This is a genomic window from Halostagnicola kamekurae, assembly GCF_900116205.1.
GTDB lineage: Archaea > Halobacteriota > Halobacteria > Halobacteriales > Natrialbaceae > Halostagnicola > Halostagnicola kamekurae.
Window position 1 is genome coordinate 155,073 of record NZ_FOZS01000004.1, and the last position, 20,604, is coordinate 175,676.

At 61.2% G+C, this 20,604-nt stretch carries 12 protein-coding genes and 1 pseudogene; 6 read left to right on the plus strand and 7 right to left on the minus strand.

All coding sequences use genetic code 11. The annotated features are described in order from the left end of the window. Nucleotides 1-76 precede the first annotated feature (76 nt). A complete protein-coding gene (locus tag BM348_RS16975) occupies nucleotides 77-2,737 on the plus strand; it encodes a heavy metal translocating P-type ATPase (RefSeq protein ID WP_092906728.1) in 2,661 nt (886 codons plus the stop codon). 314 nt (nucleotides 2,738-3,051) lie between these two features. Beyond that, nucleotides 3,052-4,479 (plus strand): sodium-dependent transporter, encoded by a 1,428-nt coding sequence (locus BM348_RS16980; RefSeq protein ID WP_092906730.1) that lies wholly within the window; start codon nucleotides 3,052-3,054, stop codon nucleotides 4,477-4,479. Nucleotides 4,480-4,721: 242 nt separating this feature from the next. Here the strand turns inward: BM348_RS16980 and BM348_RS16985 are convergent, their stop codons facing one another. Both BM348_RS16985 and BM348_RS16990 read right to left on the minus strand, forming a co-directional pair. Then, a complete protein-coding gene (locus BM348_RS16985; protein WP_092906732.1) occupies nucleotides 4,722-8,444 on the minus strand; it encodes a glycoside hydrolase family 97 catalytic domain-containing protein in 3,723 nt (1,240 codons plus the stop codon). Nucleotides 8,445-8,838: 394 nt separating this feature from the next. After that, nucleotides 8,839-9,771 (minus strand): succinylglutamate desuccinylase/aspartoacylase domain-containing protein, encoded by a 933-nt coding sequence (locus BM348_RS16990; protein WP_245779518.1) that lies wholly within the window; start codon nucleotides 9,769-9,771, stop codon nucleotides 8,839-8,841. A 562-nt stretch (nucleotides 9,772-10,333) separates the two neighbouring features. Between BM348_RS16990 and BM348_RS16995 the strand changes: the two genes are divergently transcribed. Beyond that, nucleotides 10,334-11,116 (plus strand): PGF-CTERM sorting domain-containing protein, encoded by a 783-nt coding sequence (locus BM348_RS16995; RefSeq protein WP_245779519.1) that lies wholly within the window; start codon nucleotides 10,334-10,336, stop codon nucleotides 11,114-11,116. 45 nt (nucleotides 11,117-11,161) lie between these two features. Further along, nucleotides 11,162-11,428, plus strand: a complete 267-nt coding sequence (locus BM348_RS17000) for an ArsR family transcriptional regulator (protein ID WP_245779520.1) — start codon at nucleotides 11,162-11,164, stop codon at nucleotides 11,426-11,428. A gap of 597 nt (nucleotides 11,429-12,025) precedes the next feature. Here the strand turns inward: BM348_RS17000 and BM348_RS17005 are convergent. The 4 genes from BM348_RS17005 to BM348_RS17020 form a co-directional block, all read right to left on the minus strand. Next, nucleotides 12,026-12,475 (minus strand): hypothetical protein, encoded by a 450-nt coding sequence (locus BM348_RS17005; RefSeq protein WP_092906736.1) that lies wholly within the window; start codon nucleotides 12,473-12,475, stop codon nucleotides 12,026-12,028. A gap of 136 nt (nucleotides 12,476-12,611) precedes the next feature. Further along, nucleotides 12,612-13,064 carry a hypothetical protein gene (locus tag BM348_RS17010; RefSeq protein ID WP_092906738.1) on the minus strand — a complete coding sequence of 151 codons (453 nt, stop codon included), beginning with the start codon at nucleotides 13,062-13,064 and terminating at the stop codon, nucleotides 12,612-12,614. Then, nucleotides 13,061-13,633: a DUF7342 family protein gene (locus BM348_RS17015; RefSeq protein ID WP_092906740.1), complete on the minus strand. Its 573-nt coding sequence runs from the start codon at nucleotides 13,631-13,633 to the stop codon at nucleotides 13,061-13,063. The genes BM348_RS17010 and BM348_RS17015 overlap by 4 nt, the downstream gene beginning before the upstream one ends. A 300-nt stretch (nucleotides 13,634-13,933) precedes the next feature. Then, on the minus strand, nucleotides 13,934-15,676 hold the full coding sequence (locus BM348_RS17020; RefSeq protein ID WP_092906742.1) for a BCCT family transporter: 1,743 nt from the start codon (nucleotides 15,674-15,676) through the stop codon (nucleotides 13,934-13,936). A gap of 406 nt (nucleotides 15,677-16,082) precedes the next feature. On the opposite strand from BM348_RS17020, the gene BM348_RS17025 reads away from it, so the two are divergent. Together BM348_RS17025 and BM348_RS17035 are read left to right on the plus strand one after the other, a co-directional pair. Then, nucleotides 16,083-16,934: an NAD+ synthase gene (locus BM348_RS17025; RefSeq protein WP_092906744.1), complete on the plus strand. Its 852-nt coding sequence runs from the start codon at nucleotides 16,083-16,085 to the stop codon at nucleotides 16,932-16,934. Nucleotides 16,935-18,635: 1,701 nt separating this feature from the next. Beyond that, a pseudogene (locus tag BM348_RS17035) lies at nucleotides 18,636-18,953 on the plus strand (PEP/pyruvate-binding domain-containing protein); the annotation flags it as partial. Nucleotides 18,954-19,671: 718 nt separating this feature from the next. Here the strand turns inward: BM348_RS17035 and BM348_RS17040 are convergent. Beyond that, the gene (locus BM348_RS17040; RefSeq protein ID WP_092906748.1) at nucleotides 19,672-20,526 is read right to left on the minus strand and encodes a VOC family protein; all 855 of its coding nucleotides are present in this window, start codon (nucleotides 20,524-20,526) and stop codon (nucleotides 19,672-19,674) included. Nucleotides 20,527-20,604: the final 78 nt, after the last annotated feature.

The window sequence follows — 20,604 nt, forward strand, 5'->3', positions numbered from 1 at the left end:
TCGAAACTAAAGCGCCGCGAATACTGAACTTCTGAAAGGGAAAGCCGGTTGAATACGGGACCCGTATGTACAGATAATGAGCCAGCGAAAAAGCCGGATCAACATTCAGGGGATGAGTTGCGCGAACTGTTCGCAAACCATCTCCGAAGCCGTCGGCTCGCTCGACGGCGTCTCGGAGGCGAACATCAACTTCGCCACCGACGAGGGGTCGGTCACGTACGACCCCGAGACGGTCTCGATCGGCGAGATATTCGACGCGATCGAGGACGCCGGCTACACGCCGGTGACCGACTCGGTCACGATCGGAATCACGGACATGTCGTGTGCGAACTGCTCGGAGACGGTCCAGGGCGCACTCAAGCAGACGCCGGGGGTCGTCGACGCCGACGTCAACTTCGCGACCGACGAGGCCCAGGTCACGTACAATCCGGCCGAGGCCAGCCCGAGCGACTTCTACGACGCGATCGAAGACGCTGGCTACTCGCCCGTCCGGGAGGACGGGGATGCCGAGGACGGTGACTCAGGTGGCGACGCTCGAGAAACCGCCCGGCAAGAAGAGATCCGTCGGCAACTCCGATTGACGCTTTTCGGCGCGGTACTATCCCTGCCCCTGCTGGTGTTCATGGCCGATCACCTGTTCGACCTCGGACTCGTCGGAGACGAACTCTTCGGCCTTCCGTCCGGCTGGGTCATGTTCGCGCTGGCGACGCCGGTGCAGGTGGTACTCGGGAAGCCGTTCTACGAGAACTCCTACAAGGCGCTCGTCAAGAACGGCCGCGCCAACATGGACGTGCTAATCGCGCTCGGTTCGACCACTGCGTACGTCTACTCCGTGGCGGTCCTGCTCGGCGCGATCGCCGGCGAACTGTACTTCGACACGGCGGCGTTCATCCTCGTGTTCATCACGCTCGGCAACTACCTCGAGGCCCGCTCGAAGGGTCAGGCCGGCGAGGCGCTCCGGAAACTCCTCGAGATGGAGGCGGACACCGCCACGGTCGTCGACGAAGACGGGAACGAGCGAGAGATTCCGATCGAAGACATCGAAGTCGGCGATCGGATGAAAGTGCGCCCCGGCGAACAGATCCCGACCGACGGCGTCGTCGTCGACGGGCAGTCGGCGGTCGACGAGTCGATGGTAACCGGCGAGTCCGTCCCCGTCGAGAAGGGCGAGGGCGACGAGGTGGTCGGGTCGACCATCAATGAGAACGGCGTTCTCCTCGTCGAGGCCACGAAGGTCGGCTCGGACACGGCGCTCCAGCAGATCGTCCAAACGGTCAAGGAGGCCCAGTCCCGCCAGCCCGACATTCAGAACCTCGCCGACCGCATCTCGGCGTACTTCGTCCCCGCGGTCATCGCGAACGCCCTGCTGTGGGGCGTCGTCTGGTTCCTGTTTCCCGAGACTCTCGCGGGCTTCGTCGACGCGCTCCCGCTGTGGGGGCTCGTCGCGGGCGGCCCCGCCGTCGCCGGCGGCGGCGTCTCGGTGTTCGAGTTCGCTGTTGTCGTCTTCGCGTCGGCCGTGCTGATCGCCTGCCCCTGCGCGCTCGGACTCGCGACCCCGGCCGCGACGATGGTCGGAACGACTCTCGGCGCGCAAAACGGCGTCCTGTTCAAGGGCGGCGACGTCCTCGAGCGGGCGAAGGACGTCGACACGGTCGTCTTCGACAAGACCGGGACGCTCACGAAAGGCGAGATGGAGCTAACCGACGTCGAGGTCTTCGACGGTGGGGCTGACGCGCACCAAACGGACGGGGCCGGCGATCGCGGAGAGCCGGCTCCCGACGGCGGACAACTAAGCGAACGCGAGCGACTCGACGAGGACGACGTGCTCCGGCTCGCGGCCAGCGCCGAGAGCGGGAGCGAACACCCGCTCGCCCGCGCCATCGTCGACGGAGCGGAAGATCGCGGCGTCGACGTGACCGATCCCGACGAGTTCGAGAACGTCCCCGGCCACGGCGTCAAAGCGACCGTGAACGGCGACGCGGTGCTGGTCGGCAACCGGAAGCTCCTCCGGGACAACGGGATCGACCCCGCGCCCGCCGAGGAGACGATGGAACGCCTCGAGAGCGAGGGGAAGACGGCGATGCTGGTGGCCCGCGTGCCGGCTGGCGCGGACGAGGGTGAACTCGTGGGCGTGGTCGCCGACGCCGACACCGTCAAGGAGAGCGCGAAAGACGCCGTGAGCCAGCTTCGCAAGCGCGGCGTCGACGTGATGATGATCACCGGCGACAACGAGCGGACGGCCCACGCGGTCGCCGAGCAGGTCGGCATTGACCCCGAGAACGTCCGCGCCCAGGTCCTGCCCGAGGACAAGTCCGACGCCGTGGAAGCCATTCAGGACAGCGGCGAGGGGCCCGACGGCGGTCGGAAAGCGATGATGGTGGGAGACGGCGTCAACGACGCACCCGCACTCGCGGTGGCCTCCGTCGGGACGGCCATCGGGTCGGGCACCGACGTCGCCATCGAGGCCGCGGACGTCACTCTGATGCGTGACGACCCGGTCGACGTCGTGAAGGCGATCCGCATCTCCGAGGCGACGCTCGCGAAGATCAAGCAGAACCTCGTGTGGGCGCTGGGGTACAACACGGCGATGATCCCGCTGGCGAGTCTCGGCCTGCTCCAGCCGGTCCTCGCCGCCGGCGCGATGGCGCTCTCGAGCGTGTCGGTGCTCTCGAACAGCCTGCTCTTCCGGCGGTACACCCCCGATCACGACTACGAGTTGTTCGGTCGCCTCCGCTGAGCTATCTGCGAGTCGTTCTGTCGCCTTCGCTGAGCTTTATTCCATCTGCCAGAGCCGCTCGTCGATCGCCGTCACGGCTCCCACTGCGACGCGAATTACTTACGGGTCGTCCGGAAACGTTCCTACGAGTTGTTCGTCGTTGATCGGGCTGTGATGCTCGAACGCTGTCTTCTATTTCGGTTCACCGCTCTCGTGGGCGGAAATCCCATCGTGAGAAACCGTCGCTTCGGAACTCGGCGGTTCCAGTTCGCACGAACGAGCCGGGCCACCGATAAACAATTCTTATGCACGCCGAGTCGGTTTCCTGAGACAGGATGGTACGTGAGACCTGGGCGAGTCGCGCCGGATTCATCTTGGCCGCGGTCGGAAGCGCGGTGGGACTGGGGAACATCTGGCGGTTCCCCTGGATGACCGCGGAGAACGGCGGGAGCGCCTTTCTGCTGTTGTACCTACTCATCGTCCTCGTCGTCGGCGTCCCGGGATTGCTGGCCGCGTTCGTGATCGGACGCCAGTCGAACCTGAACCCCGTCGGGGCGTTCAAATCGCTCGGCGGCTCCCGCTTCTGGACGGCGTTGGGCGCGCTCTGTGTCGTCACCTCGATCATGCTGATGTCGTTCTACAGCGTCGTCGGTGGGTGGATCCTTCGGTACTTCCTCGAGAGCGCGACGGGCGCGTATTTCGCGGCTCCCGAAGCCCATTTCGCGGCGATCAGCTACGGCGCCGAAGCGTTCGGCTACCAACTCGCCGTCCTCGCGGCAACGTCGCTGATCGTCGCCGCGGGGATCAGACGCGGCATCGAGGCGACGACGAAGGTAATGATACCCGGCGTCGTCGTGTTGCTCGTCGGACTCGCGATCTGGGCGGCCCGACAACCCGGCGCCGTACAGGGATACGAGTTCTACCTCGGATTCGACGGCGCCTACCTCGCGGAGAACTTCCTCTCGGTGCTGGGAGCGGCCGCCGGTCAGGCGCTTTTCACCCTCTCGATCGGCAGCGGGACGATGATAACTTACGCCTCCTACGTCGACGACGACCGATCGCTGCCCCTCGACGCCTCGGTCATCGCGGTGTTTAACCTCGGTATCGGCATCCTGGCCGGATTCGTGGTGTTCCCGCTGCTGTTTTCGTTCGCGCCGGGACCGACCGGGGGCGGCCCGGGCGCCCTGTTCGTCGGGATCGCCGGCGCGTTCGCGAGCCTGCCCGGCGGGCGACTCCTCGGTGCGGTCTTCTTCTTCGTCGTTCTCCTCGCTGCCCTGACGAGCCTGATCAGTATGCTCGAGATTCCGGTTTCGCTGCTGGTCGACGAGTTCGATATCGAGCGGTCGCGGGCGACCCGAGGACTCTTCGCGCTGGTCGCCGTTACCGGCGGCGTGAACGCGTTCAGCCCCGCGGTGTTTACGCTGTTCGCGAACCACCTCGTCGATCTCCTCCTGGTACTCGGCCTGACCGGGTTCATGGTGTACACGGCCTGGGTCCTCGGTCCGGCCGCGATCGAGGAGTACCTCGAAGGGGCGGGGCGGCTCTCGCGCCCGCTTGCGATCCCGTGGCGATACGCGATCGGGACTCTCTTCCCGGCGTTTCTCCTCTTTACGTTCTACGCCGACGTCGCGTCTCTGGTCGGGTTCTCTGCGGGAACGGAACTGTTGTTGGTCGCGGCGCTGCTGACGGTGGTGGCGCTCGTCTTCGTGGCTCGCCGTTCCGTCTCCAAAAACCCACCGCAGCCGCGAGAGAGTGCGGACTGACCGGGGAACACAGTTCGAATCAACCCCTTCCGCTGTCGTTCGGAAGCCGTTTTGCGTCTCCCGTGACTGAGCGACGCTCCGATTCACGATTTTTGGAACGCTTCGTGTTCGCTCGAGGAGAAGGCTCGAGACACCGTTCGAATCGTACAGCCGCTCGTGTTCGTCTATTGGGTCTGTCCCGGAGCGGTGGTCGTTCTAGGAGTTCCGCTCTCCCTCCTCAACTCGGGAAAAACTGGCTCAGGCTATCCCTGATCGAGGGACGTGAACGGCACCGTCGCCAGTTCCTCAGCCGTGTACTCGAGCGCCGTCTCCTGGGAGACGTCGGTGGGTGTCGTGACGTCGATTAGCAGCGGTGCGTTTTCGACGGCACCGGCTTTCGCACCGCCGAACCGGTGACCGCTGGCGGTCTCCTCCACCGGGCGGAAGGCGCTGTACTCCGCCGAACCGACGCCGGCGACGATCTCCAGGTCTGCGGGGTCGGTTCCGCCGAAGGCGTCGCGGTCGATAGTCAGCGTGACCGTGTCGGCCTCGAAGTCGACGGTGGTCTCGGGCGCGATGGTGCTTCCGTCGTCGTCTGTCAGCGTCGACCCGCCGGCATCGACGGCAGCCATGGACCACCCGCCGGCGTGGAGGCGGTAGTGCCAGGGTCGCTCGAAGGAGACGTTCGCGCCGAGATCGTCGAGGCTTTCGGTCGCGCCGCCGCTCGCGCTTGGATCGCGAACCCACAGGGAGAACAAGTGCGGCGAGAAGCGACCGCCCCACACGTCGTAGAGGTTCTCCACCTCGAGCTCGAACTGGACAAGACTCGGCGTTTGTGCTGCGGAGACCGATCGGAGGTCGAACGCGCCCGGCCGATACGCGTCGGCGGTGGGATACGTGTACGTTCCGGGACCGTGATCGTCGCCCTCGGGGTCCTCGAGCGTGGCGATGGTCTCCGGCGGCGTGACCGTTACCGTCTTCGCGGCCATCGTCTCGCCGTCGCTCGTCTCCACTTCGACGTCGTAGGTTCCGGACCGATCGATGCTGTAGGAGAACTCGTACGTCTCGTCGCTCGAGTTCGGCGGGAAGCGGGCGTTCACCGTGCGGACCGTCTCTCCGTCGACGACCAGTTCGACGGTTCGCCCGCCGATGTAGTCGCTCCGGTTCGACCCCGTCGCTTCGACGAACGGCTCTCGCACGAACGCCTCGTCCGCGATGTCGACGCTGAGTTCCTGTGTGGGTCGCTCGTAGACCGGTAACTCAGAGACTTCCTCCCACGAGGCCGGGTACAGTCGGACGGCGGTCCCGCCCGACTCTACCATCGATGCCAGAAGCGTCGTGTCGGCGTCGACTATCGCCCTGTCGATGCGAACCGGCTTGAGGGTGTCGTCGAAGCTCGCCTCGATGCCGTCCGAGTAGATCTCTGCGACGTACTTCCCTTTGGTGTGTCCCCGTCCGCGGCCGTTTCCGTTGTGCTCGTGACGGCCGTTGCCCTTGCTCGGTCCCTTCCCGTTGCCCTTTTTATGGCCCTTGCGCTCGCCCGGCGCTTCGTCGAGGAAGTCGAGCAACACGTCGATAGCGCGGCCGTTCTCGTCGGTCATCGCGCCGACGTACCATTCGTCGTCTTTCTTCCGGGCCGTGACCATGTACTCGCCGATGGCCGACTCGAGGACGCGCGTGTCGTCCCAGCCGGCGGCCGGAACGTCTTCGATGAACTGGAACTCGTCGACGGTGGGTCCCCGAATCGGCGCGGTTTCCGGTTCGGGCATCGGGTCGCCGGCGTCCGTGAGCGCGACGGAATCGAGGTTGAACCCGCCGGTGTCGCCCTCGGTCAGCGCCACGCCGACAGTTTCGGCGTCCTCGTCTACGGTGACGGCCGTCGAGACCGCGTCCCAGACGTCCCAGTAGTCGGTGGGTGGGAACGTGACCGTCGCCGCGGGCGCTCCATCGACCGTGACGGTGGCCGTCCGAGGTTCGTCGGCCGGAACTGCGTTGTCTTCGCCGTCGCTGGCGTACCGCAGGTGGAGGTCGTACTCGCCGGCGTTGACGCCCTCGAGTGTCCACGAGACCGTCGAACCGGCGTCGACGCTGTTGGGGTCGAACTCGACGTACTGCTCGCCCTGTGCGTTGGCCCAGCTGGCGGCCGTCGCGACCCCCTCGAGCGCGGCCCACTCCGCCTGTGCGACGTCGCCGACGCCGAGCGTCGCCGGCTGGTCGGCGAGGTAAGAGCTCGGCAGGTCGGCGGCCATCTGTAGCCCGCTGAAGTACGTCGGGTACATCGCGAGCTGTTTGGCCCGCGTCGTCTCGATGCCGCCCGAGCCCGAGTCCATGTCGAAGATCCCCGGCGTGTACTCGACGGGACCGCCGAGCATCCGGGTGAACGGGAACGTGACGTGATGTGCGGGCGGGACGTGGCCGAAGGAGTCGTACTCCTGACCGTACACGCCCTCGCTGGTCATCAGGTTCGGGTAGGTTCGGCGGCGACCGGTCGGGTGGACCGGCTCGTGGACGTCGAGCATCTGCCGGTTCGCCGCCGCCGTCCGCGCGACGAGGTGGTGGTGGTTGACCAGCACCTGGTTGTGGTGGTTGTGACCCTCCCCGCCCAGGTTCCCGTCATCGTTGACGTAGCCGTTCTTGATCGAGCGGATACCCAGGTCGTCGTACAGGTCGAACGCGTCGTCGATCTGGGACTCGTAGTTCTGGAACCCTCCCGCCGTCTCGTTGTGCATCGTCATCTGGGTCGGCGGATCGAGGCTCGGCCCGTAGTCGGTCACTTCCCGGAGGTCGAAGTCCGGATAGGGTTCGGTGTAGTCGAAGGCGTCACCGCCGCCGTCGGGGTAACTCGACCAGCCCTGGTTCCACCCTTCGACGAGCACGCTCGGGATGTCGTGCTCGCTGGCGAAGTCCATGTACTGTTTGACGCGTCCGGTTTGAGCGCCGTGATTGCCCGACTGCATCCCCGTAAACTCCCAGTCCGCGCGGCCGGTGATCATCAGCCACCAGACGCCGATGAACTTCTGGGGCTCGATCCAGTCGACGCCCTGCGGGAACTCGTCGGGGTCGTAGTCCTCGTTGAGGTTGACGATGAGATTCGACTCGATGAGATCGCCCGGTCGCTCGCCCAGTTGGATCGTCCGCCAGGGTGTTCGGTGCGGCGCCGACGCCGACACCTTCGACCCATCGGGCAGGGGCGCTAGCGAAGACTCGAAGGTCGCCGCTCCGTCTCGAGCGGGTTCGACGGCCATCGCCCCGTAGTCGACGAGATCCGCCTCGTGAACGCTCAGGTAGAGACCGTCGTCGGTTCGCATCGTGATCGGGGTGTGCGCGCCGCCGAAGTCGCTCTGACCGCCGATCTCGCTCAGAGGCGTCTCGTTGTACGTGTACTCGTAGCTGTTGAAGTCGTTTGGGATCCACCAGGACGTATAGTCGTCTCCAAAGGCGAACTCGGTCCGCTCGGATGCGACGACGAAATCCCCGAAGCCTCCCGCTTCCGGAAAGACGTAGCGGAACCCGACGCCGTCATCGAACACGCGCAACTCCAGGGTCAGTGCGCGACCGTCGGCCTCCTCGGCCAGGCCGAGGCGCAGTTCTTCGTAGTGCTCTCGGATCTCGTCGTACTGGTCCCAGACCGGCGACCACGTCTCGTCGACCGTCGATCGCTCGCTGCCGGTGACGGTGATGTCGTCGTCGAAATCGGCCTGTCCCTGGAACTCGAAGCCCAGTCCGGAATCGTCGATGACCGTAGTCCCGTCGTAAGCGACGCTGTAGGTCGGTGCTCCGTCCGCGACGTCGACCGTCGCCTCGACGGTGCCATCGGGCGAGGTAACCGTCTGTCTGGACGCGTCGTCACCGTCCGTTACCTGTGCGGCGACTCTTTCCGGAACGGATACCGAGAAGGCTGCCGCCGCCATCATCGATGTGATTCCGCCGACGAACCCTCGTCGATCCACGGCTATCGGTAAATCGTGTTTGTCTTTCTCAGACATCGTCTCTCCGGATGCTACACGCAATCATAAATTTAACTATTATTGTAGTATATCTAATGCGTGACTGTCGGCTGAACAGATAATTCGTCGCCGTCTCGTCCGTCCCGCCTCGAGCAATACCACGATTTCGGGATCTCCAACGGTCGTAGCAACGCACAACCGTCCGAGCTAGTCCGAGCGCTCGATCGATCGGCCACCTCCGAGTAATCGAAACGGGCGGTGCGATTTTTCGGGTGTGAAACAATTCTCAAGCCGCTCTCTCGGTCCAGTTGACGAGGCGGCTCGGTCCTGCTCGAGACAGTTGTCCGAGATCCGAGCCGAAGACGAGAAACGAATCGATATCGTCACGTGGCACCTATTGCGTGCCGTCAGGGACGACGGATCTGTGGCGGTCTCAGGCGTCGCCTGCCGGACACTGTTCGATGACTTCGTCGTCGGAGTCGTTCGCCGTCTCGTCGGACGAGCCGTCGGAGCCAGCACCCGTCGTCTCATCGGACGAGTCATCGGCGTCGCCCGCTGTCTCGTCAGACGAACCGTCCGCTGTTTCATCAGACGAATCCTCGGGCGTCGTCTCGGCTTCGAACAGTCCCTCTTCAACAAGATCCGTGACTAACCGCGTGTGCCACTGAACGCGCGTCTCGAGGGCAGGACCGCGCGAGAGGGTTTCGATGAGGAACGACTGGGCGTCCAGGTCTCGTGCGGCCTTGTGGACGAGCAATCCGCTCGGTTCGGTTTCCGGCCCGGCGAAGGTATCAGTCGTGAACTCGAGCGCCGGTTCATCGACGAGGTTTTGGCTCACGGTGTCGGCAGCCTGGTCGGCATCGGTCGCGGTCTCGGCACCGTCCGAGTGGAAAATCGCCTGTCCGACGCCGTCGACGGGGCCGCCGGCGTAGATGCCGATCGACTCGTGGAGGTCGATAACGATGTCGGGATCGTGGTTTTCGAGGACGTTCCATATCGCTCGAGCGACGTCGGTCGTCGGCTCTTGGCCTTGGGGGAACTGACGGTTCAGATCGATACCGTCGTCGCCGCTTCGCGTCCCGAGCTCGACGGCCTCGGCGTTCGCTCGGGGGATCGTGACGAGCGTGCCAGCGTCGATATCCCACTCAGCGATAGCGCTCGCTGCTTCGTACCCTCCGACCTCGTTGCCGTGCATTCCGCCGACGACCACTACGGTCGGCCCGTCGGCACTTGCAGTCGTCCGATACACCGTCGTTTCGTGATCGGTGCCTTCGAGAATTTGATACGATTCCCTCGAGCTGTCGCTTTCGGATCCGTCGTTTGCACCAGCGACGCCAATGAGTGCGAAACTGGCTGTGGCTGTCAACAATGATCGTCGAGATGTCTGCAATGATCCCATGTGAGCGATACCTCGGAGACAGAGACTTTTTATTATAGTTCTGCTAGCCCGCTGTATCCATCTGACCGGCGAATGCGATCGCTATCTCCCGGTAATCAGGCATAGACGCTCTAGAACGAGACCGTTGCAGTTTCGGATCACAGTTCCGTTATTTGAAAGTGTCATTACACTATATTTTTGGAGTGAAAGAGCGCAGAAACCACAGCTAACTCGATTATAAATATAACCGGGAGAGGACAAGAAAAGCGGTAGACAGCGGATCCAGAACGCACGGATAATCACCCTCGCAGATTCGGACCGACCGCAGTAGCGATATGAAGACGGCGTTGACTCGAGACGAAGTGGCTCGAAACGGCACCCGTCGTATACCCCATTCCAAGACGGCCGCCGCCGACTGAAATCACTCGCTGGGCTCGCTGTGTCAACGCGTGCCGCGAACCGCCGTACTGTGCTCGGGGGGTGACGGCGTGGTACTGCAGCCGATACCGACGATTCGATGGACATCCGCTCAGACAGCAATTCAACACCCATGAAATTCGAAACGACGACTCGAGAAACGCGATGGACCGTACTCACCGCAGTAATGATCGTATCGATGCTCGCTCTGTCGACAGTCGCCGCGGGTGCAGCAACCGCGGCCGTTCAGGACGGCGACGAAAACGCCACTGCCGACCTCGAGTTGACGGTCGATGCACCGGACTCGGTCGAGACGAGCGAATCGGCGACGATCGACGTCACCGTGGCCGCAGCAGGCGACGAGCAGGTCACGACCGATGTCGTCTTCGAGATCGATGGTGAGGAGATACGAGAGGAAGTGACCGCCAGTGCCGACGAGGATGGGTCTGTCACGATCACCGTCGAAGGGGTTGCCCTCTCTGAGGGTGACAATCAGTGGACGGTCACCGCCGGTGACGAGGAACAGTCGGGAACGCTCGCCGTAACCGATAGCGCGGACGATAGCGAGACCGACGACGAGTCAACTGACGAGAGCGGCGCTTCAGGGAACGAGACCACTGGTGACGATACCGCTGATAACGGCACCGAGACCGGTGACGAGGGTACTACCGACAACGAAAGCAACGCATCGGAGAACGAATCCGCTGCGAACGAGACCGCCGACAACGAGAGTCCCAGCGGCGACACTGCCGACAACGAAACTGCCGGTGACGACACCGAAGGCGAAAACAACGCCTCGGGCACCGACGGCGACACCGACTCCCAGAACGACGACTCCGCTCCCGGATTCGGCGTCGTTGGGACGCTCGCTGCCGTGCTCGTCGGAGGGTTGCTGTTCGCCCGTCGACGTAGCTGAGCACTCGGCGGCCGATTCCGACCGTAGACAGCCGTTGTCTTCGGAGTGCAGTTAGCTGGATCTCTGCGCACGACCGCCGATGACCGAATCCTCGAGATCTTCCGCGAACGCGGTAATCTGACCCCCGCGCCGGTCGAGGAGTTCGGTGGCCCCTCCAGTAGCCACGCGAGCCGTAGCTGCAAGAAATTCGCTCGCCACGGGCTACTCGAGCAGATTGTTACCGGCCTCTACACGATTACTGATGAAGGGAAGGCGTATCTCGACGATGAGTTCGATGCGAGTGAACTCGACCCGCTCGAGGATTCCAAATAAGCTCTTTGTTTGAGGAACGTACTCAGGAGGCAATTACCCTGTTAGTGAACACAGACTCTATATCTCGTACTGTTTTTTGATGATTTGATTGGCACTCCATTTGAAAAATCAAATGTACCGACACTACTCGCCCTCTACAAGTTACGTAAGGGTCTGAATGAGAGATTCGGCCCATTCTTCAGGACCACCCACGAAAAAGAGTAGTAGTACTAAGAGGATTATAAGCACGAATGCGATTATTCCAATGATCCTGAAAGCCATGTGAGATCGTACATACTAATCCGGTATAAAGCCTGCACCCGGCAACCACCATTTCATGTGCTTCAACTCGAGATATGCGTGCGGAAGCAGGGTGAGGGCGTTGTAATTTTTTGGCGCTGTCCCCTTGGGGACACATTACAGTCCTAGGCTCAATTTTTGCAGCACTGTTGAGAATCGCGAGAGATCACGGAAGGACGTGACTTCGTTCACCAAGTGTATCACTCTGGTAGTCACTATCTCGAGTCGTAACCCACACTTCAAGATACCACCTCGCAGAAATCAGGACTCAATGAGTTGCACACCGTGGTTCGAGAGCCGAGGCGTTTGACGACGACATTACCCGAGAATATCGCAATCGGAGTCAGATTCGTCCGTACTCTTCGCGTTAGTATGCCAGGGTTCGTATTCCCCATCGGTTGTGATGGTCGGGCCAAACGCGAAACACCCCCAATTCTCGTCGGTGTACCGATCCGTGTGTGTCTCTCCGTTATCGACGGTCACCTCGGCCTCGAGAGCGCCGCTGGCGTCGCCCCAGGTGCCATCGACGTTTTCCTCCGTCCAGGTGCGCCCTTCCGCTCGGGGGAGTTCGTGACTCGAGTTGTGGACCTGCGTTTCGTTGCGGATCAGCGTCGCCTCCAGGTGGTGTGGTTCGTCGTGGAAATTACGAACAACGATTCCGGAAAACGGAGCGCGTGGTTCGGGTTCCTTTCTCCCGAGACAGCCGGCCGGAACCCCTGCCACGGCACAGATCGTCCCGATGGCCTGACGCCGAGATAGTTCAATCATATTGGATTCTTGTCAATTGTCTAATTAGTACTTACGAAAATGTCGGTAGTGGTCCCTACCTCAGATCGAATGCTGAGCGTCGCCGCTGCAGTTACCGACCGACGAAGTATTTGGGAATCGGGCGGTTTATCGGAGACTACTCATCCGCCGTCTTCCAGAAGCAACGCTGTCGCTCTTCGATCTCCGACAGGACCCTCGAGAGAACGTCCCGCCAGTCTGCTGGGTGCGAGGTGTCGTCACCGGGTGTCGGTGCGTCGGGCCCCGGATGGACGTGGTCACGAGTATTGTGATCGGACGGGTGTCTGTCCCATCGGTGATCGAACTCGCCCGCTTCGTGTTCCTCGTGATAGTGTAGCGAGAAATCTCTGTTCTCGAACCAGACGACGTCGAGACGAGCAGTACGAACTCGCTCAGGGTAGAATCGCTGGTCGTACACGCAAACTAACCGCTCTGGAGCGAACGTCGGCCGATCCTCGATTCGTTCGAAACGGTCCGCAGCGGCGAGTCGCTCTCGAATAACGCCGAGCCGGTCGAAGTCGACTGGAGCGCCGCCAAATGAGTCGGACGCGTTCTCGTCGACGCCGGTCATACCGCCGAGTGTAGATCAGCGACGTTACCGGACTCGGTCGTGAGCGCTCGCTCGAGAAGCGCCACGCGACGACGAGCCGTTTGCCACGCGGTGAGACGCTCCCAGACGGCCTCGATAGATTGGTCGGTTCCCTCGGCGTAGCGTGCAATCGAGATGTCGGCTGGTACTGCAGTATCGAACTCCTCCGCCAATGTCTCCGCACGCTCCGATTCCGTCCGTAGCAGGTCCAGAAGTTCCTCGGTGGCGTACTCGTTCCGAAGCGTCTGGACGCGCCGCCAGTTCAGGTACTCCTGGTTCCGTTCGTAGGTAGCCGGCGATTCCGTGACTTGTCTCACGATCCCCATCCGTTCGAACCAGTTTAAGTACTCGCGCGCGGCGTCGACACCGTGACCCGCGAGATCGGCCACGTCGTTCGCAGTCGCCGGACTGTCGAGTGCGAGGACCGCATCGAAAAAGTCGTCCCGCGCTCGATCGCCGCGGACGAGGTCTTCTGGAGCGGGTACCGAGTCGAAGTCGGGCGCTTCGAAGTGCTCGTCGTCGGCCTGTAACTCGTCGCGCGGTTCTTTCATACGAACCCCATCGGGGTGAGACGGAATAAATCTTTTTGGCACGGAATAACCCGCTCGAGTCGGTGACGTTCGAAGACAAAGAGGGGTTCTATGGGAGACAGCCCAGTTCGGGACTTCGCCAGCGCCTTCGGTTCTCGAGCGATTGATTCGGCCGGTCGCGAGTACGCTGGTGTCGATTCGACTCCACTGCCCCACTACCCTTTTTCGATCAGCTTTCGTGTGTGAGTCCTCGCCGGTGATTACTGCGATCCGCGATCGGATCGGGGCGGTAAACGCCTCGAGAACCGTCTGAGATAGCGGTCAGTCGTCCGCGCTCTCAGGACTCTCCCGGATGTCGGTCACGACCTCGGATCGGGATCTGTCGATGGCAACGTCCTCGTCCGTGATCTCCTGGACGCGCTCGGCGAACTCCTCGGACTGAAGCACTTCGTACTCCTGTTGGAGCCCCCGATACACCGTATAACACATCACGACGAGGACGAGCGCGAACGGGAACCCGGTCGCGATCGCCGCCGTCTGGAGGGCGTTGAGACCGCCGCCGTAGAGCAACAGGGCGGCGACGACGCCTTCGGTGATCGCCCAGAAGATGCGCTGGATCTTCGGCGCGTCGCGTTTCCCGCCGGAGGTCAAGTGGTCGATGACCAGCGAGCCGGAGTCCGAGGACGTGACGAAGAACGTGGCCACGAGCAGGATGGCCACCAATCCAGAGACCGCGCCGAACGGAAACTGCTCGAGCAGGGCGAACATTGCCGTCGTCTGGCCGGCTTGCTCGTAGGCTGTGAGCACCGCGCCGCCGCCCTCGAGCGAGTTGAACAGCGCGCTCCCGCCGAAGGCGGCGAGCCAGACCGTCGAGAACAGCGACGGGAGGACGAGGACGCCGACGACGAACTCCCGGATGGTCCGTCCCTTCGAGATGCGCGCGATGAACGTGCCGACGAACGGCGACCAAGCGATCCACCACGCCCAGTAGAACACCGTCCAGCCGTCGACCGTTGACGATCCGTCGCTGAGCGCGCCGGTGAAAAATGCCAGCGACGGGAGGTTACTGAAGTACGATCCGAGTCCCTGCACCCACGCCCCGAAGATAAAGACGGTCGGCCCGACGAGGACGACGAATCCGAACAGCGCGAACATCAGGTAGACGTTCAGCGTGCTCAGGCGCTTGACGCCGCCTTCCAGACCGGCCGCGACGGAGGTCGTCGCGATGGCGGTGATGACGGCGATGAGCAGTATCTGTGGAACGGTTCCAGTCGGGACGCTTGCGACGCCTAAGATATCACCCAGGACGTACGAGAGGCCGGTGTTGATCTGTTTGACGCCGAGGCCGAGCGACGTCGCGAGGCCGAACAGCGTCGCGAACACGGTTACAAGGTCGATGAGGTGGCCCGGCCAGCCGTAGATCCGGTCGCCGAGCAGCGGCCAGAATATCGACCGGAACGTCAGGGGGAGCCCGCGGTTGAACGAGAAGAACGCCAGACCGAGCCCGACCAGACCGTAGATCCCCCACGGGTGAATCCCCCAGTGGAAGAACGTCTGTGTCAGGGCGGCAACGCCCGCCATCCCGGTCCCCGCTTCGGCGTCGAAGAACCCGGGGACGTCGGAGTAGTAGACTAGCGGCTCGGAGACGCTGTAGAACATCAGCCCGATACCCATCCCCGCGCTGAACAGCATCGCCATCCACGCGAAGTCGCCGAACTCCTTCTCGGCTTCCACGCCGCCGATCCGGATCTTCCCGTACTTGCTGAACGCGAAAAACAGGAGGACGGCGATGAAGAAGTTCACCGAGAGCAGGTAGAACCAGCCGAAGTTCCCCTCGAAGAAGCTCCGAACGCCCGCGTACACTGTGGCAGCCTGTTCGCCGAGGAGGACGGTGGCGGCGACGAATGTGGCGACCAGGAAGAGCGAAATCGGAAAGACGACTGGGTGGACGTCGAATCCCCACTTCTGGACGTTGCCGTCGCCGGGATCGTGTTCGGAATCCGGATGGAACAGATCCATCTGGAGCCCCTCCGTGAGCCCGCCGGAGTCGTCACTGTCGCCCATTCGTCACCACCTCTGGTGCCGGCTCGGGCCGTCGTTCAGTCTGACTCGAGTCGGTTCGCTCCGCTCGTAAGGCATGATCGATCTGATACTGAGTGACATTCGTGCTTGGATCTGTGTTCGATCAGTCGAGTACGCGATACGCCTGCCACGTCGCTGCTATCGTATTGTCCGTCACAGTACCGTCTGTTCAAGTTCGTTCGTTCGACGCTTGATTCTGTCACCCGCCCGCGCTCGGGCGGGATAAGCGATACAGGCGTGTTCTCGGGAGCGAGTTCGCGTCTACTCTTGTCACCTTCTCCTGCCTCGCACACTTGAATGTGTTGCATGATGACTGTCAGTATTGTTCGATGAGTACACCGTGTCTTCGAACCGCTTTTCCGTCTCTAGGTGTGACGGTTGGAGCATCGTGACGAACCTCTACGAGCAAACCCAATCCGAGATCGAACCGCTCGACCTCCGATTCTCCGAGCGCGAACTCGAGGCGCGCGTCGACCACCTCACCGATTTCGTCGTCGACGAAGTCAACGCAGCCGATGTCGACGGCGCACTCATCGCGCTTTCGGGCGGCATCGACAGCACGACGACCGCCAACCTCGCGGTCGAAGCCCTCGGTGCCGACGCGGTCCACGGGCTCCTCCTCCCGAAGGAGGTCAACGAGGACGCGAACATGAGCGACGCCGAACGGGTCGCCCGCGAACTCGACATCAGCTACGACGTCCTCGAAGTCGATGGCATCGTCGACGAGATCCTCGACACGTACGACGCCGATCCCGAAGACGACTCCGAGGGCAGCTGGGAAGGACGATACATCGGGAACACGAGCGCTCGAGTCCGAATGCTGTTGAACTACCTCGTTGCGGGCTACGAGAACAAACTCGTTCTCGGAACGGGCAACCGCGCCGAACTCGCCACCGGATACGTGACGAAGTACGGCGACGGCGGCGTCGATTGTAACCCGCTCGGGAACCTCTACAAACAGCAGGTTCGACAGCTCGCCGCCCACCTCGGCGTCGACGAATCGCTCGTCCAGAAGACGCCGACCGGCGGCATGGTCGACTACGATACCGACGAGGAGGAATTCGGCGTCGACTACGACACGTTAGACGCCGTTCTCGCGCTCCACGTCGACGGCGGCGTCCCCGCCGCGGCGACGGCTCGCCTCACGGACACCTCTATCGACGAAGTCGAGCACATCGTCGAGATGCACGAGCAGAGCGACCATAAGCGGACGCCACCATCGACGCCGGAACCGCTGTAACTAGATCTGGGATTCTGACCCCAATCGGTCATACCCTGCTTGTCTCGAGACGGCCACACCCGCTCTCGGACCCGCAACTCGAGTGTAACCGAACACGGTTCGAATCGAGAGTTGAATGTGGAAAGTTAACATGTAGTATGCCATATCATGGCTCTCAGTGTGTCGGTGACAGAGCTTCGAAGCCGCGTGACTACCGCTCTGAACTGGCGGATAGAAATATACTATAACTGATCACTATCCGATCACCTAGATATGATAGTGCATAATTCAGTTCGATAATGTCTCGTCCGTCTCGAGCTGTGAGACCACGACAGCGGACTCCGGCACATCTCGGGTAGGGAGTCGATCAAAAACAGCGCTTTCCATGATACGTTTGTCCACGGGGTGGGCGAGACACAGTCAGAGAAAGCCGTTTTGGCGTTGATACAGACGATTATAGGAATTTTTATCGCTCTCCCGATATCGTGTACTGCTAGAACGGCGGCCGATACGCGCGGGAGAACCGGTTTTTTCGAGTGCAACACCAGCTGGTTCAGCGGCCGCACCCGAGACGGGACAAACTTCGAGCCCGCACTCGTCGACTGCTTCTTGTCTGTTCGACCTCTTAATTCTCGGAATATATAACTATATTTGGAATAGAGAAGTAGTACAGATAACATGGGTTCTTTGTACTTCAACGAACGATCGAGGCCCGGTTACCAACCGTGGTCCAGTCGATGACACTAGCCTGTAATCGCTCGGACCGCACTCCCCATCTACGTTTTAGCTATCCACGCTGTGATCGATGTGTGCGCTTTTGGAGCAACTCATCCGGAACTCACGCTACAGCCTTGCCCATTTTAACAACCATGGGGAAGGAAACACTTAAGTCGTGTCGTACTCATTTAATGTTCGTTGGCAAGCGCCAACAGTAGCAATCTGGTCATCCTCCCAAACCTGACCGGTAGCTACCGAACATGACACGAACCGGCGCGTGTCGATCGCGCCGGAATTTGCGTTCTGCGCGACTGTTCTGCGGCTTCGAATACCAGTGTCGTCACAGTAGTCGAGTCGCTCTCATCGAACGATCAACCGCCGCTCGAACGCATCCGGGTGGATGGCGGAGACTCACGACGGCGTTCGACGACGAACTCGGACTGTGCGAAGAGGATTCGTAGTCGGAACGGAGAGTGGCGACAGATTCGACCTATCAAAGATTTCCATAGTAACCCGCTTTGGTAGTATCGCCGATGACCAAAGCTACAGAACCACAGTGGCCGACAGAATATCGACCGGCACGGTAGCTCACGACGGATTACGTCTGGAAACATGGGTAGCGATTGATCAGTCCGAACTGATAACTCGAGCGACTCGAACAGACAGTAATTAAAACACGACCGATGGGTACTACCCGACAGATCGCATTGTGGCTGTGCAGTATCCGCGTTTCTAGCGCCGGAAAACGTTGGGAGATACTACTAATCGTGCCCTCCACGATCGGTTTGGAATTTCCGAATAGTAGCCTTTGAAAACAAGACTGTTTAGTTAATACTGGCTCGACTCGTTCGAACTAAATCAACTATTTACGCTCATATGAACGTAATTACACTGTAGTGGGATTCGTTTTTAGCGAATGTCAGAAGGTGGCCTGGACACGAAGTCTGGTTTCGATACCGATCCTGCCTAAAAAGCGATGGTGACTACACACTCGAGCGATCGTCTACAGCGAGGAGAACGGATTCGATCACAACGCCGGACGACGGAATCGAGGAGGCAACCGTCGAAGACGACAAGCAAGACGTACCCTCGCTGACGGCCAACGAAATCATCGATCTGACCGACCTGGCGAAGTACATCGAAAAGTACTACCACGAACCGAAGGGCATCGAGTGGGCGGTCGCAGAACATAACGGCGATAACCAAATATTCATCTTACAAAGTCGGCCGAAGAGGGCGTGGAAACAGGAAGACGGACATCAGAGCGCCGACAGCGAACGCGACACGAACGATGCGGCGAATCAGGTCCTCGATAATCTGTAATCGGTTCCGTTTGGTCCCTCTCTCGTCGGAGACCGTCGATATGGACGATCACCAGCGGTGATCGAAGGGGAATCCGAGCTCGTCCACCCCAGCGGCCCGAGAGACCCTATCAAATTGTAGTTCGTGAACCGAGGTGAATCATTGGTACCAATGATGGAACTCGTAGACAGCATATAGCCAAACTCATAATATTAATACACAATATCTATTCTATATGTGTTTGATATCCTATATTATATATCTACTGGAAAAAGCGGATAGAAAAATCGGTCAACAATCGAGTGGCGACAAGACGTTCGAATCCTCTATGACCGATTGGACGGTGATTCAAACCGACTGTCCGCGATGTTCGGTGTCCGTGCTGTCAGTCCCTCGAGTAACGCCTTCCGAAAGCGAGGGAGATGTCGCCGTGTCGCTTTTCTCGCCGATAGGACACGTGATTTCGAGCAGTACCGCTCGAGTGACCTCCTCGATTCTATCACATTTCCTTTGCAGCCGAAAAGAGCTATTAGAGGTATATTTTAAGTGATATACTTATAAATTAGTAATTTATATTATGTTGTATTTCAGTAGCGTTCGTCGAAACGGAGGCCAACTCCTCCGCATGGAACCAGTCGCCTTGCACACTGCTCCGGTATCCCCAATACGACGAGGGTGACCCGTTCGTTCGGAGATGGGGATCCGCGTGAACCCACGAGGCCGAAGGCCTCACCACGAATTACGCCGAATCGACTCGAATGCGAATCTCGATTTCGTCGGGGTCGTGAACCACGAGATCGCCATCCGTCTCGGTCACCGGTATTCCACGTTCTTCTAATCGCGATCGAACGGCGGTGAGCGCCTCCCGCTCCGGAATTATCACCTCGAACCACGACAGCCCGCGGCCATCGACGGGCGCCGTTCGTTGTTGCCAGGTGTTCGCGCCGATGTGGTGGTGATATCCCCCTGCAGACACGAAGGCAGCGGCGGGGACGGTCGTTTGTACGTCGAATTCCAGCGTCTCCACGTAGAAGTCTCTAAAGGCGTCGAGCGACGTGACCTCGAGATGGATGTGACCGATATCCGTCCCAGGAGGTGTCCGGGCGGCACCTGTGCCAGCGGCTTCGATAGTATCGAGAGCGAGCGGTTCGGTGCCGATCCGAACGCTGTCGTCGTCGCTGCGAGGCCACTCCTCGCGCGGGAGGTCGCGATAGATCTCGATCCCGTTCCCCTCCGGGTCGGTCAGGTACAGCGCTTCGCTGACCCAGTGATCGGATGCGCCGGTGAGCCGGGAGTTCTCCCGGATCCGGGCCAGCGCGTCGCCGAGTGCCGCCCGCGAGGGAACTCTGAAGGCCGTGTGGTAGAGTCCGGCGCCCGATCGCCGGCGCTCGGCCGCGTCTGGGTCCGCTTCCAAGACGAGCAGCGGTGTGTCCGCGACGCCGAGAACCGAACGTGTCTCAGATTCGTCGAGCACGCCGAGGCCGACTACGGTTCGATAGAACTCGGTCACCTCGTCGCGGTCGTTGACGCGCAACGCCGTTCGTCCGATACGCGTCTCCTGGGGGAGTGTCTCCGAATTCGGTGAGTCCTTCATAGTACTATCGTAGGGTTCGACGAGGAAGGCGAGGACGTCAGTTGTCGTCTCCCGTGTCGAGTGGCTCCCTCCGATCGG